Annotated in this window: 15 protein-coding genes; 8 read left to right on the top strand and 7 right to left on the bottom strand. The window is 43.5% G+C overall.

Annotated elements, in window-relative coordinates:
• Positions 1–115 precede the first annotated feature (115 nt).
• From NI468_RS05515 to NI468_RS05500, 4 genes are all read left to right on the top strand, one after another.
• On the top strand, positions 116–1246 hold the full coding sequence (locus tag NI468_RS05515) for an AI-2E family transporter (RefSeq protein WP_253100510.1): 1131 nt from the start codon (positions 116–118) through the stop codon (positions 1244–1246).
• Between the two features lie 122 nt (positions 1247–1368).
• Positions 1369–1911: a superoxide dismutase family protein gene (gene sodC, locus NI468_RS05510; protein WP_004732359.1), complete on the top strand. Its 543-nt coding sequence runs from the start codon at positions 1369–1371 to the stop codon at positions 1909–1911.
• A gap of 125 nt (positions 1912–2036) precedes the next feature.
• A complete protein-coding gene (gene yccS / locus NI468_RS05505; RefSeq protein WP_253100507.1) occupies positions 2037–4220 on the top strand; it encodes a YccS family putative transporter in 2184 nt (727 codons plus the stop codon).
• A gap of 120 nt (positions 4221–4340) precedes the next feature.
• A complete protein-coding gene (locus NI468_RS05500) occupies positions 4341–4637 on the top strand; it encodes a DUF3817 domain-containing protein (RefSeq protein WP_004645001.1) in 297 nt (98 codons plus the stop codon).
• Between the two features lie 179 nt (positions 4638–4816).
• On the opposite strand, the gene craA is transcribed toward NI468_RS05500, so the two are convergent.
• The 3 genes from craA to NI468_RS05485 all read right to left on the bottom strand — a co-directional run bounded on the left by craA (position 4817) and on the right by NI468_RS05485 (position 8166).
• Positions 4817–6046 (bottom strand): chloramphenicol efflux MFS transporter CraA, encoded by a 1230-nt coding sequence (gene craA / locus NI468_RS05495; protein WP_253100504.1) that lies wholly within the window; start codon positions 6044–6046, stop codon positions 4817–4819.
• 191 nt (positions 6047–6237) lie between these two features.
• Positions 6238–6615, bottom strand: a complete 378-nt coding sequence (locus NI468_RS05490) for a hypothetical protein (protein ID WP_253100501.1) — start codon at positions 6613–6615, stop codon at positions 6238–6240.
• Between the two features lie 141 nt (positions 6616–6756).
• On the bottom strand, positions 6757–8166 hold the full coding sequence (locus NI468_RS05485; RefSeq protein WP_153567125.1) for an FAD-binding oxidoreductase: 1410 nt from the start codon (positions 8164–8166) through the stop codon (positions 6757–6759).
• Positions 8167–8520: 354 nt separating this feature from the next.
• Between NI468_RS05485 and serA the strand changes: the two genes are divergently transcribed.
• Positions 8521–9753, top strand: a complete 1233-nt coding sequence (serA, locus tag NI468_RS05480; RefSeq protein WP_005108551.1) for a phosphoglycerate dehydrogenase — start codon at positions 8521–8523, stop codon at positions 9751–9753.
• A gap of 125 nt (positions 9754–9878) precedes the next feature.
• On the top strand, positions 9879–10745 hold the full coding sequence (locus NI468_RS05475; protein ID WP_253100498.1) for an EamA family transporter: 867 nt from the start codon (positions 9879–9881) through the stop codon (positions 10743–10745).
• A gap of 53 nt (positions 10746–10798) precedes the next feature.
• Here NI468_RS05475 and NI468_RS05470 read toward each other — a convergent pair whose 3' ends face one another.
• Positions 10799–11932, bottom strand: a complete 1134-nt coding sequence (locus NI468_RS05470) for a hypothetical protein (RefSeq protein ID WP_253100495.1) — start codon at positions 11930–11932, stop codon at positions 10799–10801.
• A gap of 364 nt (positions 11933–12296) precedes the next feature.
• Between NI468_RS05470 and NI468_RS05465 the strand changes: the two genes are divergently transcribed.
• Entirely contained in the window at positions 12297–13175 is an 879-nt protein-coding gene (locus NI468_RS05465; RefSeq protein ID WP_253100492.1) for an EamA family transporter, read from the top strand.
• Between the two features lie 408 nt (positions 13176–13583).
• Here the strand turns inward: NI468_RS05465 and NI468_RS05460 are convergent, their stop codons facing one another.
• The 3 genes from NI468_RS05460 to truB form a co-directional block, all read right to left on the bottom strand.
• A complete protein-coding gene (locus tag NI468_RS05460) occupies positions 13584–14051 on the bottom strand; it encodes a hemerythrin domain-containing protein (RefSeq protein ID WP_253100489.1) in 468 nt (155 codons plus the stop codon).
• Between the two features lie 134 nt (positions 14052–14185).
• Positions 14186–14950, bottom strand: a complete 765-nt coding sequence (locus NI468_RS05455; RefSeq protein ID WP_180037225.1) for a sulfite exporter TauE/SafE family protein — start codon at positions 14948–14950, stop codon at positions 14186–14188.
• A 12-nt stretch (positions 14951–14962) separates the two neighbouring features.
• Entirely contained in the window at positions 14963–15868 is a 906-nt protein-coding gene (gene truB / locus NI468_RS05450) for a tRNA pseudouridine(55) synthase TruB (protein ID WP_005248300.1), read from the bottom strand.
• 182 nt (positions 15869–16050) lie between these two features.
• On the opposite strand from truB, the gene NI468_RS05445 reads away from it, so the two are divergent.
• Positions 16051–17079 carry a lipase secretion chaperone gene (locus NI468_RS05445; RefSeq protein ID WP_253100486.1) on the top strand — a complete coding sequence of 343 codons (1029 nt, stop codon included), beginning with the start codon at positions 16051–16053 and terminating at the stop codon, positions 17077–17079.
• Positions 17080–17133: the final 54 nt, after the last annotated feature.

Genomic DNA, 17133 nt, shown 5'->3' with positions numbered 1-17133 from the left:
ATCGTGGTATAGCTTTGGGAAAATAATCTCGCTACTTGGCTAGCTATCATTTTCGATCGCTTTTTTTTCAGTTAATATGCCTGAACACGACCTAAAAAATGAGTCATTAAATTCAGTGCAACAGTACGCGCCTACATTACAAAAAGTCTTATTATTTGGATTGTTCTTTATCCTGATTTTTTTGAGTTTTCATATACTCAAGTATTTCATCATTCCTGTAGTTTGGGCAGCAATTATTGCCTATATGACTTGGCCGCTGTATCAGTCGGTGTTACGCTTGTGCGGCAATCGACCGACATTGAGTGCAACCGTAATGATCTTGGCCGTGATTCTGGTCTTTGGTCTGCCGTTTATTTTCGCCATTTTCATGCTGCAGCACGAAGGTCGTAACCTGTATTTTGAATTGCAGCGACAAGTGTTTTCCGGTCACCTGAATGTCCCTGATTTTATTCGCGGGCTTCCGATTGTGGGCAAGGAAATTACCCGAACCTTAAATGAAATCAACACTGATCCACAGAGTATTGCACTGTCGGTATCGACCTGGATTCAAGGTCATCTGAATTACGGCAAAGTGGTGTTGAATGAAGTCAGCAAAAACATCTTTAAATTATGTTTTGCGGTACTTTCGCTGTTTTTCTTCTACCGTGATGGTCAGACCATTTTAAATCAGGTGCGTAAAGCCTTTGAAATGGTGGTCGGTCCACGTGTACATCATTATTTTTCCACCATCTCTGCGACTACACGTGCCGTAGTCTATGGGGTTGGTTTGACTGCGATTGCACAGTCCTTATTGGCAGGTCTGAGCTATTTTGTTGCAGGTGTGCCGAATCCGATGGTTTTAACCATTGTGACCTTTATTTTTGCCCTGATTCCCTTTGGCCCACCCCTCGCCTATAGTGCGGTGGCGTTATGGCTGTTTTCACAAGGACAAACCATTGAAGCCATCGGGGTCATGGTCTGGGGTGTCTGTATTGTCAGTACTGCCGATAACGTGATTCGTCCACTGGTAATTTCTGGTGCAACCCAGATTCCTTTCCTGCTGATCATGTTTGGAGTCTTGGGTGGCATTGCCAGCTTTGGTCTGGTCGGGGTGTTTATTGGCCCGGTGATTCTGGCTGTGCTGCTTGCAATCTGGCGTGAATGGTTACATGAAAGTAATCTGAATGAACCTTTAATGATGCCTAAAGCCACCATGGCACATGAGATTGATCCAGAACCCAAGGGCACACCGCCCAAAGCACCTTAAAGCATAGATAGAATCGACTTAAACAAAACAAAACATTTAAGTACTGATTCTATATAGAGCTTCTGATCTTGCTCTGTTTAAATGAATTCACAAAACAGAATAAAGATCAGGATGCCAAAATCATGTCTTCATTGTTTAAAATTACGACACTTTGCGCGTTAAGCGCCGCACTTTTTACCGGTTGTGCCTCAACCTCCCCATCAAATGAAGTGGTCAGAGCAGTAACTGTGAATGCTGTAACTGCTCAAGGTGTGGGCCAAGAGATTGGTACCGTATTACTCAGTGACAGCCCAGCCGGTCTGGTTATTCGTACCAACCTGAAACAACTTCCTGCGGGTGAACGCGGTTTCCATATTCATGAAAATGGTTCATGCGCGCCTGCCATGAAAGACGGCAAGATGGGCGCAGCACTGGCTGCAGGTAGCCATTACAATCCAAATCAGGCACCGCATCACGGTACGCCAGTGACCGGTCACTTAGGTGATTTACCAGCATTGAAAGTCAATACAGATGGAACTGCACGTGTCACCCTGCTTGCGCCACGTCTGAAACTGGCTGATGTTCAGGGTCGTGCGATTATGGTTCATGCCGGTGGCGATAACTATTCCGACAACCCATTACCCTTGGGCGGCGGCGGTGAACGTATTGCCTGTGGTGTGATCTAATCAGCTAGATCCAGAACGAGAATTGAGAAACGGGCACTATGCCCGTTTTTTATAGACATTTCCTTTATTTTGGCGTCTAAATTGCATTCAGAACTTTGCGTTTTTACTTCCCGGATCCTGTCCTTGTGAATGCTGCCCAACCTGTGACTGTTACTCTTATTAAAATTATAAAACCGGTCCTGCTGCCCTTTCAGTCCAGTGCGCTGATGACTTATTGCCTGCAGATCTTGCTGGTGTTTTTAGGTACTACTTTCGGTCTGAAATTTCTGGATTATGAGTTCTTGATCGTTCCAGTAACTTTAGGCGCAATTGCCACTGCACTGACTGATTTTGATGACCGGCTAAGCCTGCGTTTGCGCAACCTGTTACTGGTCATCATTCTGTTTTTTAGTGTCAGCAGCATTCTGGAATTTCTTGCTCCGCATAAATTCTGGTTTGCACTGTGGCTGTCACTGTCGAGTGCACTGTTTATTCTAATGGGTGCATTAGGCCAACGTTATGCCACAATTTCATTTGGCACCATTTTACTGTCAATCTATACCATGTTCGGCTTGGGCGAATATCAGCACTGGTATGAACAGCCGCTTTATTTTGTAATTGGAGCACTATGGTACGGACTGACGTCTATTCTGTTTTTTCTGCTGCGTCCTACCTTGCAGGTTCAGGAAAATCTCGCACAAAGCTTGCAGCACATGTCGGATTTACTGCTGAGTAAAGCCAAACTGTTTGATCCGGACCAGCATCCAAATGTTGAAAACCTGCTCTATGAGTTGTCACTTAAAAATACTTTAGTCATTCAGAGTTTTAACCGCAGCAAAGATTCGCTATTGACCCGACTCAAAGCTTCGCGTGCCAATCGTAATACCATTTACTGGCTGAATCTGTATTTTTTGATGCAGGATATTCATGAACAGGCCACCGCGAATTATCTGCATTATGAACAGATCGAACAGCATTTTAGCCGCACTGACCTGATTTTCCGGATTCAGAAAAATATCCGTCTGCAAGCCCTTGCCTGTCAGCATCTGGCAGAATGTGTATTGCGCAATGAAAAATTTTATCTGTCTGCAGATGATGAACTGGCATTAAAACATTTACAGGAATCGATGCAGGACTGGATTGCCCAACACCCACAGAATATTGAAGTTAAAAATTTACAGCTTATTCTGACCAATCTGCTGAGTGTGCATGAACAGTTACAACACCTGCATGATCAACATGCTCTGTATAAGCCACGCTATCAGCAGCATTTTGATGACCTGAGCCTGTTTGATGATGATATTCGCGATAGCACAGATCTCTGGCTGAAACTCAAACCGCACTTAAGTCCGCAATCGGCACTCTTTCGGCATGCCGTGCGGATTGCCATTGTATTTCTAGTCGGCTATGTCATTTCATTATTACCCTTTGCGAAAAATGGCTACTGGATTTTATTGACCAGCCTGTTTGTCTGTCAGATCAGTTATTTTGCCACCAAAAGCCGGCTCAAATTGCGGACTCTGGGAACATTATTAGGGGTCATGCTGGGTGTTCCCATTCTGTATTTTGTACCAAGTATCGAAGGACAATTGCTGCTGACAGTGATTTTTGGTGTCGGTTTTTTCTATCTGCGTTCCAAAAAATATGCCATGGCAACCCTCATGGCGACCTTTATGGTACTCCTGATCTTCAACCTGAAAGGTGCCGGTTACGCCATTATCTTACCGCGTATCATTGATACCCTCATAGGCTGTCTGATTGCCTGGATGGCAGTAAGCTGGATCTGGCCTGACTGGAATTTTCGTAATATTTCCAGCAATATCAAAAAATCATCACATGCAACACTGAACTATTTTTCTGCAGTGGTCGAGCAATATCGAAACGGTAAAGATAACAGTATTGCTTACCGGACTGCACGGCGTCTGGCCCACAATGCACAGATTGATTTATCCAGCATGATTTCAAGTCTGAGTACCGAACCGAATCCAGATCCGCAACTGGTCAAAAGTGCCTTTCGCTATCTGGTCTATAGTCATAGCCAACTCAGTTATATTGCAGCATTGGGGAGTCACCGTGAGCAGGTTACTGATACACAAATTCTGGTTTTAATGCGCTGGTGTCAGCAAACCTTAACTGGGGTATTGCTGCAACAACAGCCTTTAGCTACCTACGACATCGATCATAAACTGGCAGAAATTCAACGCTTAAGTACCCAGGAAAACCAGTCAGCACATCTGCTTTTGGTGCTGAAACAGATCAGTTTATTGCTGGAAACCTTACCGGAATTACTAAAATTACGTCATGAATTACTAGGTGCCGAGATTAAATAACCAACTGCCTTACTTGGTTATAACTTATTAAAAATATTGAATATATTTTTATTATTAAGATTCAATATTCAGGTGATATTCGGTACACTCAAAACCAATTCGGTTAAATCAATATGTATTATGAACATCAAAACTTTGCGTCTGGTCGGTTTGCTTGAAGGGATTTCATTCCTGCTGCTGTTATTTATCGCGATGCCAGTGAAATATATGATGGATAATCCGATTCTGGTCAAATATGTCGGTATGGGTCATGGGGTACTGTTTGTGCTGTTTCTGGTGGTGTTATTCGCAGTATGTGAAAAACAGAAATGGTCTCTCAGCATGTTTGTGATGGGTTTAATCGCTTCGATTCTGCCTTTCGGTCCATTCCTGTTTGATATGAAATTGAAGAAGCTGGAACAGCCCGCTGAAGCTTAATTGTAGAATCCTAATATAATTAGATCAGTCAAAAGAAAATTTTCTCTCCCTTTGGGAGAGAGTTAGAGAGAGGGAACTTATTAAATACTTAACCTCACCCTAGCCCTCTCCTAAAAGGAGAGGGAAATTCAATACTGAACATATGATTTCAATAATTTATAATTTCCCTTAATAAGGAATCAAAACTCCCCACGCTCCTGTCTTTCCAGCATTAACTGTTTGAGTTGCATGCGTGGCAAAGTAAACCACAGTGCAATCAGAATCAAAGAGGCAACACAATAGGCCCAAATATCATAGGCTTCATATGCCATTCTTACTGCTTCAATTACCACAAAAAAGCTGAGCATCAGGATAATAGAAACCGTCGCGGCCACCGTGCCTTTGGACACTTCAGAAGACATCAGTGCAAAACGGTACAGTACCGAAAAACTTACACCCTCACCGAGACTGATACAGGTGGTACCGATAATCAGGCAATGGACAAAATACTCTGAAATCAATAAGCCCAACATCAATAAACCGGCACCTAACAGCATCAATGGCAGACCCAATAATACGGTTTTGCCCAGCGGTATTTTATCGATAATTTTCAGCAGAATCAGATTACCTGCAATCAGACCGCCCAAGACCGGAAACTGCGCCAGACCATATTGCACACTACTGAATCCAAATTGCTCGACCAGAATCACTGGTGACAATGCAATCCATAACATCAAAGGCAGACTCACCAAAGGCAAGGCTACAGTCATAATCACAAAGCGCTTATTTTTTACAACCTGTTTAAAGTCATCCAGAATATAGCTGACCGGCTGTCTGGGAATACTGACTTTCAGATTTGGCATTTTGGCTTTTAGGCCGAACCAGCTCAGAAATGACAGAAATGCAATGCCGATAAAACCCCAATGCCAGGAGATATGATCAATCATAAAGGCACCCAGCACTGGTCCTAGCAAGGGTGCCAGCAAAGACACATTGGCCATCAGTGCCATGACTTTGATGGCATCACGTTCTTCAAAGCTTTCCTGAATGGCGGCATAACCTACAGCAGTAATAAAGGACAGGCCAAAGCCCTGTAAAAAGCGCAGGAATAAGAAACTTTCGATATTGGGTGTCAATAAAATGGCCAGACAACTGAGGGTAAAAAATGCCACACCGCCGAGCAGTACCGTTTTACGTCCGAGACGATCGGACAATGGCCCCAAGATCGCTGCGACAAATGCCCCGCCCAACAGGAAAAAGGACATGGAGGATGGTGCCCATGAACTACTCACGCCAAAATCACGGGTAATCGCCAGCATGGCCGGTTGAATCAGGTCATTACAGATATAGACTGAGAATTCAAATAGGACCAGTGCCAGCGGGAACATGAGTGTGGCACGGGTCAGTTTTGGGGTCTGGATATTTTGCATGGGAGTTTTTATTATCAGTCTGCCTCATGAAGCAGAATGAGCTTTATCTAAAATAGAAAGAAGGAATTTTAGCAGATGAGATATTCAAACGCTCTGAATAAATATAATTGATCGTAGAGATAATCTTCCAAATAAAAAAGCGCATCCTTAGATACGCTTTTAATCAAAATCTGTCTAAAGATCAAACACTATTAAGGACAGACCGCTTTCTGGAAAGTCTTGGTATTTGAACCTCGTGCACAACGATACAATTTCTCGGTATTTTGCAGCATCCAGCTGCTATCTTCCCGTTTAAAATAATAAATGGTCTGCACTGAATGCACCGAATCATCCATTAAACCGGTTTCAGTGACTTTGACCTGTCCAATCGTGGGAGATTCTGCCTTATCAAAGAACTGGCGCAATTCAACCGTTGCCAGTTCCTTACGCAAATCCGGTCTTAATTGTAAAACCTGTTCCAAAGGCGTATCCGAAGATGACTGTACCTTTGCAATGACCTGTTGAGCAGTTGCACAGCCTGAACCAAACAGACCAAAAGCCAGAGTTGCGACTGCCAATATCCGGAACATATTGTTTAATCCTATATCGTCATTCTTATTCCAATCCATCATGCCGAGCTTTTCAGCACAAAACTATTTAGACTCTGTAACTGTATTTACACAGTAATAAAAAAGCGCACCTTTCGATGCGCTGTTTTCAATTCCGACCGATTAAAGATCGAAAAGTTTACCCGGGTTCATGATGCCATTTGGATCGAACACTTTTTTCAGGGCTTTCATATATTCAATTTCTTCCGCCGAACGCGAATATTCAAGATATGGCTTCTTGGTCATGCCCACACCATGTTCCGCAGAAATTGAACCGTCATATTTTTTCACGGTATCAAAGACATACTTGTTCACCACCTGACATTTGGCAAAGAATTCATCTTTAGACAAATCCGCAGGTTTTAAGATATTTAAATGCAAGTTACCGTCACCGATATGACCGAACCAGCAGATTTCAAAGTCTGGGTAATTCGTCGATACAATCGCATCAATTTCTTTAATGAATGCAGGAACGTGCGTAATCAGAACGGAAATGTCATTTTTGTATGGAATAAATGGCGCGATAGATTCAGAAATATCTTCACGTAAACGCCATAAACTTTCTACTTGATCAAGGCTTTGGCTCATTACGCCGTCCAGCACCCAACCTTGTTCCATGCAATGCTCGAAGATTTCCATCGCCTTGTCCATAATCGGTTCAAACGGCGCTTCAAACTCAAGCAACACATAGAAGGGACATTCAGTTTCAAATGGACGCTGTACATGACCATTGGCCAAGACTTTTTGCATCGCCAGTTCACCAAAGAACTCGAACGCGGTTAAATCAATTTTCGCCTGGAAGGCATGCAATAACGGCATGATCGCATCAAAGTCAGGTACACCCAGTACCATCACTTGCAGGTCTTGCGGTTGACGTTCAAGCTTGATTTCTGCTTCCGTCACCAGACCCAGCGTGCCTTCACCACCGATAAATAAATGCTGAAGCGCATAACCGGTTGCATTCTTGATCATGCCTTTGTTCAGGCGCAATACATCGCCCTTACCCGTCACAACCGTCAGGCCAAGCACCCAGTTACGGGTCATGCCGTATTTGATGACTTTAATGCCGCCAGCATTGGTCCCGATGTTACCGCCAATTTGCGATGAACCTGCAGACGCAAAGTCAACCGGATAATACATGCCCTGCTCTTCAGCATAGTTTTGTAACTGTTCAGTCACTACACCTGCCTGTACACGCACCATGCGGTCTGCCGGGAAGAATTCCAGAATCTGGTTCATCTTGTCCATGCTGACTACGATCTCGCCATTGGCTGCGACTGCACCTGCAGAAAGACCGGTACGACCACCCGATGGAGTCACTGCAACATTAAATTGGTTCGCCAGTTTTACGATGTCTTGAACTTGCTCAGTTGACGACGGAAAAACGACGACTGACGGGTTTGGATCAAAGTGCTTCGTATGATCGCGACCCCAATTCTGGAGGCTGTCCGTATCGGTTTTAATACGGTTTTCACCCACAATTGCAGTCAATTGGGTCAATAACTCAGGGGTTAAAGCGACTGGAGCATTCATCGTTTGCAGACCTAGCATGATTTAAACAAGAGAGACTTCGCTGGTTCATTTGCACATTTTTTATGCATAAAAACATGGATACAAATCAGGCGAAACATGGTTATTAAAGCACCGGATCACGCTGCTTTAAAAGCATGGCGCAATATTATAAGCTATTTTTTGGTGTTTCCCGCGAAAAATGACAATTTTGATAATATACCTTTGAAAATGCAGATTTAAATCAAACACCATGATCATTATTATCAATATATCTTGCCAGAATAGCTGATGTGAGCGTCATTAAGGAAATGTATAAGTGCGCTTTTCCTGTGCTATTATACCGCGACTAAATTTGGCCTTTGTAGCGGAGCCGTAATGAGCCAACATCTATCTCTACCTAAAGATAAAATCCGTTTCTTGTTGTTAGAAGGCGTTCACCAGAATGCAATCGACACTCTAAATGCTGCTGGATATACCAACATCGATTATCGTAAGACTGCGCTTGAGGGTGAAGCGTTGAAAGAAGCGATTAAAGATGCTCACTTCATCGGTATTCGTTCCCGTACTCAATTGACTGAAGAAGTCTTTGAAGCTGCGAACAAACTGATTGCTGTCGGTTGTTTCTGTATTGGTACCAACCAGGTGAACCTGGACGCTGCAATGCGTCGCGGTATTCCAGTCTTTAACGCACCTTACTCAAATACGCGTTCAGTCGCTGAACTTGTACTTGCTGAAGCAATTCTTCTCCTTCGCCGTGTACCTGAAAAATCAGCAGATACACACACAGGCGGCTGGAACAAATCTGCAGTTGGTTCGTTCGAAACACGTGGTAAAACTTTAGGTATCGTAGGTTACGGTTCAATTGGTTCACAACTTTCTGTACTTGCTGAAAGCATGGGTATGAAAGTGATCTATTTCGATACAGTGACTAAATTGCCTTTAGGTAATGCACGTCAAGTCGGTAGCTTGGGCGAACTTTTGGCAAATGCCGATGTGGTTTCTCTACACGTTCCTGATGTTCCGTCTACACGTAACTTCATGACCAAAGATCAGTTCGCGCAAATGAAAGAAGGTTCAATCTTCATCAACGCGGCACGTGGTACATGTGTCGTAATTGAAGATCTGGCAGATGCGATCAAGTCTGGTCACATTGCGGGTGCTGCGGTCGACGTATTCCCGAAAGAGCCGAAAGCCAATGGTGAAGAATTCGTTTCTCCACTACGTAACCTGCCAAACGTGATTCTGACTCCACACGTGGGTGGTTCGACCATGGAAGCGCAAGCGAACATCGGTCTGGAAGTCGCTGAGAAATTTGTAGCTTACTCTGACAAGGGTATGACGCTTTCTGCGGTGAACTTCCCAGAAATTGCATTGCCATTGACTGAAGGCAAACACCGTTTACTGCACATCCATCAAAATATTCCGGGCGTATTGTCTAAAATCAACAACCTGTTTGCTGAACAAGGCATCAACATCTCTGGTCAGTCACTGATGACTAAAGGCGATGTCGGTTACCTGGTGATGGATGTCGATGCTGCTGCATCTCATGAAGCACTTGATATGCTTTCGAATGTTGAAGGTACAATCCGCGCACGCGTATTGTTCTAATTCAATATTGTAGAAAAACCACAGCTCTCGGGCTGTGGTTTTTTGTTTTTAAGGTTTGTATTTTTAATACCTTTTTCAGCTTATGCTGCTCTTCCGCTATTCGAGAAATCGAAACCTATTTAGTCATGCTGAATTTTAAAATTGCACCGATGGTGCAAGCGCCGCTGATTCTGTTGATCGCCATGATCAGTATGCAAAGTAGTGGTTCCTTTGCCAAATATCTGTTCGGTCAATTTCCCATTCTGACTGTTTCCGCAATGCGTCTGCTGTTAGGCGCTATGATTTTGGCACTGATTTTTAAAATTTGGAAAATCCATTTCAGACAGATCAAGTGGCCGGCCATTATCAGTTATGGCCTTGCCCTAGCTGGCATGAATCTACTGTTTTACCTGTCGATTGATCGCCTGCCGCTGGGAATTGCTGTCTCTTTTGAATTTATTGGCCCCTTAAGTGTTGCCCTGTTTTATGCGCGGCAAAAATTCGACTTTGTCTGGGTCGGTCTGGCGATTCTGGGCCTGGTTCTGCTATTCCCTTTTGATCAGGCTGCCCAGCCGCTTGACCCGATCGGGATTGCATTTGCCCTAGGTGCCGGTGCTTGCTGGGCCTTATATATCGTTGCCGGCCAAAGACCTTCAGACGTTTCTGGCAATCATACTGTATGCTTGGGCATGTTTGTCGGTATGCTGGTTTTGATGCCGATTGCGCTCTTTGCAGGCATGCCGGCACATACTTTTGAACCGATGAGTTTGCTGTATTTTGTGGCTTTGGCAGTACTGGCCAGTGCCCTGCCTTTCACTCTGGAAATGATCGCACTGCGTAATTTAAGCGCACTCAGTTTCGGCACCTTGATGAGTCTGGAACCCGCTATTGCCGCGCTGTCAGGTTTTGTATTCTTGGGGGAAACCTTGTTGTGGACGCAGTGGCTGGCATTGGCCACGATTATCAGTGCTTCAGTGGGTTGTACGGTGACGACCCAAAGACAGAAATCTTGAATAAAAATAAAGGCGCTAGAGCGCCTTTATTTAAGATCACTTATTTTCAAATTTTAACGTGGTGTTGCGTCTTTAATCGCAGTATTTAATACAGTCGCTGCTGTCGCATTATAGCCATCACATCCAGAGGCAAGCTGATCATACATATATTCCGTCCATTTGATCATTAAAGAAGTTACACCTTCTTGTTGATTCAAGTCATCCAAGGCAGCCTGTCTTGATTGAGCAATATAGTCGTCGTGATCAATATGTTCCCCATGTTCCGAGAAATCAACTGAATAAATTCCACCTTGATATTCGATCGCACCGAAATATTTGTAATATTGCATAGCATCGTCTTTATATTCTGCCTTTTTATATTTCAAGTTAGCCATCGTGCCATCTAGAATCGTTTTTGCCATTTCTTGGACAGACTGCTGTGCCTGCCATTCAGCAAGTGTGCTAAAGCCAGTTTTTACTTCCGGATCAAATTCAATATATTCTTCTTCAGGATGTTCAGCCAGAAGACGGAAACATTTAGATCCATTCGGGAATTTGCGGGCCTTTTGCAAATCGACAAAACTGGTTGCAAACTCATTATAGTATTTACGCTCAGCTGTCGTATTATCACTGTTAAAGAACACTCTGGTCGCAGAATCATCATACATTTTCACCACAGCAATATTGGTACGTTCAGTTAATGCTTTCCCTGATAAGTCATACCACGCTATGTGTCGATGATTGCTGATATTGTTCTCCGGTATCGTCACAGGACGACTTTTAAATTGAGTCGTCGTATTTTCTAATATTTTTTCTAGCTTATAACCTAATGTCGTAAGTGTACGATCTGTAGGGAACACGCCTTGCTCTGTGACATAAATTGGAAAAACCATATCCTCTTCAATCGCATATTCAGTATCAACAGCGCTGTTATCATCCGCATATAATATGCCGTCAGTAATTTTATTTTTATGACTGGCTAACAGAAGTTTTTGCGATTCCATCTCTGATCCATCAATATTCGGTAAGTTGAATTGATAGTTATAGAATTCCGAAATGGTGTCTGATGCTCCATCACCCGGGGTTCCAGGATTGGTGGGTGCCGGTTGACTAGTGACTGGTCCATTATTATCAGAACTATCGGAACCACCACCACATGCTGCCAGCATGCAGCTAAAAATGGCGCAAGAGAGTATTCTTAATTTCATTATTATCTACCTTAATTATTTGATATTGTTATTTTAATGCTGTCCCGAAACACGGGATCTAAGATGTTTTCATTGTTATTTTAAAACTAACCCGAATCACGAGGTCTAAGATATTTTAATAAATATAAAAACAAGATCAATTTAAAAATTGATTAATTTGTAACCGCAATTACATAGAAGATTAACTTTGAATTTAAAATCTTTAGATATTTGATCCGGCTAAAATTTAACTTGATTGAATCAAAATTTAAGTTCGCCTCGGCAAAATATTTCCTTGCCCTACTCATTAAAAATTAACCAGTTTGCTATAATTTCACTTTGCCCTATTTCTCATTTTCACCCGCTCTGGGTAGAAGCTGCTTCCATGCCAAACGTCCAACTCCTTGCCGTATTGTTCATGGTCTTATCCATGACCTCCTACCAGATCAGTGCATCTTTTGCCAAACAGCTGTTTAGTGTGCTGGATCCGGTCACTGTGACCATTTTAAGGCTGTGCTTTGCAGCAATTATTGTTGGAGTAATGTTCCGTTCCTGGAAAATCATTCAGCGGTTGCCTTTTTTGAAATGGCGGGATTTACTCTGCTATAGCGCCGCTTTAGGGGTCATGAATATTTTATTCTATCTGTCTCTGGGAAGATTACCGCAGGGAATTGCAGTCGGTCTGGAGTTTATTGGTCCTTTGGGTCTGGCCCTGCTCTCGATCAAACATCGTAGTGATTATATTTGGGTATTGATGGCCATTTTAGGCATTGCGTTAATGGTGCCATGGGGACAGGCCAATAGTAGTAATTTCGACCTTCTGGGCGCCGCCTGTGCTTTAGGTGCGGGTTTATGTTGGGCACTGTATATTTTCTTCGGGCAACGTGTAGTGCAGCAAAATATCGGCATGCATGCGCTGACCATTGCAATTAGCATTTCAGCTCTGTGTCTGCTTCCGATTGGGCTCTATAACAATGCACCAGCGCTGATTGATACCCAGTATTGGGGCAAGGCGATTATCATTGCAGTGCTGGCCACAGCAATTCCATATGCGCTAGACTTAAAAGCTTTGCAGCATTTAAACAAGACCAGCTATGGCACCCTGTCCAGCCTGTCTCCCGCCTTGGCTGCACTAACCGGTTTTATACTATTGGGCGAAAAAATTACGCTTCTTCAGACGGTAGCATTAGTCTGTATCATGCTGGCCTCCGTCGGTGTGACCGTACGTGCCGCCCGTCAAGGATCAGCAGAAAAGAATGCCTAAAAGGCTGATTAGAATCTAAACAACTGACTAAATATTTGCATTAATTCTTTCACTTTCTTCCTTTGAGATAAATCCAAAGAAGAAATGAATGGATAAAAATCCCATATCTCCAGATAAAAAGATGATCAGATGCCAGAGTTGCAGTGAAGATATTTTTGATATGCGAGTGTGGCAAGGATGCCACATGTTACCCATCACGACAGGACGTCGTGTATGGGTAACAAAAGACTTTTGCCTACTTTGGGTCTTTCCAAAGTAGGGAGATTGCCTACACAAAAGCATTTAAATTTTTAAGAAAATGAGGCTGTACAGCTTCTAAAGCTAAACATGCATAACGATTAACTCAAACATCTAATTTGAGTTATAAATTATGGAAAAGTAGCTAATCAAATGTCAGCTGTTCGATGTTTAGCTTTGTACCAGCATATCTTTTTTCATATCTTTATAACGCTGGTATTCATTCTTGTACTGCACTGCTAAAACGGTCTTCTGCTCTTCATCCAGAATTTTACCAGCTTGCTGGAAGAAACCATGTTCCTCTTCTTTTAAGTGATGATGCACCTTTTCGGAAAGTTTTTTGGCCATGGCAATCCAGCCCGGATTACTCAATTCAGTTGCAGTTAATTCCTCAATCATTTCGTCCATTTCATGATGTTCGGCCAAGGCATGGCGGGTAATATTCAGGCCCGAATCGGTCATCATCAAGGGAATATAAAAATAACGGTCTTCCGCAGCCTCATGCGCAAATAATTCATTTTTCAGTTGCTTGAACAGCTCGCGGCGTTCTGGTGTATCCCCGGAAGTCTGTAATAGTTTTTCTGCAAGATCACGCTGAATCTCATGACTTTCTCTTAATGCTTCAAAAATAGTCGTCATTCCGATATTTCTCCGATTGTTTTATTTTTCATATCATTGATTCTAGAAGATTTTCAGAACAGGTTCAGACGCAGTTTATACAGTGATTTGTTAAGAAATTTTAATATCGAGAATGATTTACATCGGGTTTATATCTAAAAAAACATCTGGTATGCCATCCGGCAAATCAGCAGACTGACCAGAATCAGGAATAAAATCCGGATAAAACCACTGCCATATTTAAATGCCAAACGTACCCCGACCAAGGAACCACAAATATTGGCTACCGCCATCATTGCCCCGACCATAAACAGCACATTGCCACTGGGAATAAAAAAGCTTAAGGCGGCCAGGTTGGTGGTGAAATTGGCAATTTTCGATAAGGCCGATGCATGCAGGAAGTCGACGCTTAAATAGCGAATAAAAAAGAAAATAAAGAAACTGCCGGTGCCCGGACCAAAGATACCATCATAAAAGCCTATCGCCAGACTACCCAAGGCAGCCAGAATCAGCATTTTCCGATTCAGTTTTTGTTCGGTATGCACTTGGCCAAACTGTTTTTTCATTAAGGTATAGATTGCGATCACGATCAACATGACCAGCACAAAAGGCTTAAGGATCTCGACTGGAATTAGCGTAACACTGGCTGCACCAATAAAAGAACTGACAAAACTGCATAGTGCAATCACGCCTAAGAGCAACCAGGGCAGTTTTACCTGACGCAGATAGGAAAATGCCGCAGAAGCGGTACCACAAATGGACGCGAGTTTATTGGTGCCAAAGACCGTAGCAGGCTGTAAATGCGGTAAACTCCCCATAATTGCCGGGATCTGGATCAGACCACCACCGCCCACGGCAGCATCAATCGCCCCTGCAAAAAATGCAAAGACAACCAGACTGATGATGATCTCAATTTCCATATATTGACTCGATTAGAGGTTCAGGACGCGTTTGGGTACCAGACGTTTTTTGTCGGTGATTTCTGCCAGCCCCAGACATTTCTCGCCATCAAAAACCAGTACCTGTTCAGCCGCTTCATGTTCGATATTGCTTTCCATGCCGCGGCTAAAATATTCTGCACGACCTTCGGGTACCTGCACTTTTGGAAAATGATCAACCGGTGCATAGGCCGGCAACAACAGTGCGTCACGCTCTGCTTCGCTCAGGCTTTCCAGATATTCAATGGTATAACTCGGAATCAAATCAAAATGACCGGTTTTGATGCGGTGCAGATAAGTCAGATGGCCATAAGTTCCCAGCACTTTGGCAATATCTTCACCCAATACCCGGATATAAGTGCCTTTAGAACAGGTAATATCCAGCGTGATACTGTTCTCCGTAAAGGATAAAAGCTCAATCGCTAAAATGATAATCGGACGTGCTTCACGTTCAATCTCGATACCTTTGCGCGCCAGTTCGTATAAAGGACGGCCTTCTTTTTTCAAGGCAGAATACATCGGCGGCACTTGCTGGATATCCCCGATAAACTGTGCCAATGTGTCCTGAATCAAGGCTTCCGAGAGTTCAGGAACTGCTTTTTCCAGAAGCACTTCGCCTTCCACATCACCCGTGGTGGTGCTATGCCCCAAAAATACGGTCGTCTGATAACGCTTGACCGAATCTAATAAATAATGCGAAAACTTGGTCGCCTCCCCCAAACACACAGGCAATAAACCGGATGCCAGCGGATCCAGCGCACCGGTATGGCCGGCTTTTTGTGCACGGTACAACCAGCGGACTCTTTGCAATGCGGCATTAGAACTGATACCCAAAGGTTTATTGAGCAGGAAGACACCACTAAGATGACGACGCTGAATTTTAGGAGATGATGCTTTCATGGCAAAAAATCAGACATTTTATAAATTGGCGCCATGGTAAAACCCTGCGAGAGGATTTACAACTTTTCTATAGTTTCTAATGATTTTTATGGCATATTGAGCCGGTTTGAACAATTCAACGCTTTTAAAAAAGCTTAACTATCTAAAAATAATGAAATAACGAGAAAATAGGTGCATAGGATATGCAGAAATATAAAATATGGATCATTCTGACTTTGTTGGTGCTGTGCATACTCACACTGATCTTATGGCTGTCCCCAAAAGAAAATACTCAGGCGGATACTGGGACAAAAATGCCTTTAACTGAAACTCAGGCAGAGCAAACCGCGCTCTTGGTCAATGGCCCTGCCAATGCAGCTTTCCCCAGTGCCAGTCAGCAAGATACCGAAATTAATTGTCAGATGCAGTTAGATGCCAGCAATCGTCTGATTGTGAATGAACAGACCCGCAACTGTTTTGAATATTTTATTACCCAGTTCGGTGAAAAAAATCTGCAGCAGATCCAGCAGGATTTTAAAGCCTATATTCGCCAGAATCATAAAGAACCGGTACTTTCGCAAATTCTGGATTTATGGGATCGTTATATCCAGTACCGTCAGGGTTTGGGCCAGCTCACTGTACCGGCAGGGCTGAATCAGGAAGATCCTGCCTATTATCGCAGTATCTATAACAGTACCCAGAATTTGCGCCAGCAGTACTTTTCCAAGTATGAGATTGAAGGCTTGTTCGGCACAGAAGATGCCTATCATGAATATACCCTGGACCGGATGAGCATACTGGCAGACAAAAGCTTAACGGAAACTGAAAAAGCCCAAAAGCTCAAAGCACTGTTTCAGCAACTCCCGCAGGACTGGCAGGAAAATCTGGAACAACTGAATAAACTGGAAGACCTGCGCAAACTCACCGCTGATATTAAAGCCCGTGGCGGTTCCCGTGATGAAATCCGGCAAATGCGGATTAATCTGGTCGGTACTGAAGCGACACAACGACTGGAACAACTGGATGTACAACGCAGCGACTGGAAAAAACGGGTGACGGGCTATTTAGATGAACGGGATCAGATTATCCAGTCCGGCATGTCCGATACTGCCAAACAGCAAGCCATTGCCCAGCTTCGCAGCAAACATTTTAATACACCGCAAGAACAGCTGCGGGTAGAAACCTTTGAACAGGTTCATGATCAGGGAGCCAAGCTGCCCTTTGCTGACTAAGCCTAAAAGCCATCACCTGTTGATGGCTTTTTTATAAATGCCCTTTTGATAACT

This window comes from Acinetobacter lwoffii, from assembly GCF_024129355.1.
Lineage (GTDB): Bacteria > Pseudomonadota > Gammaproteobacteria > Pseudomonadales > Moraxellaceae > Acinetobacter > Acinetobacter lwoffii_I.
This window is presented reverse-complemented; position numbering and strand designations above follow the sequence as displayed.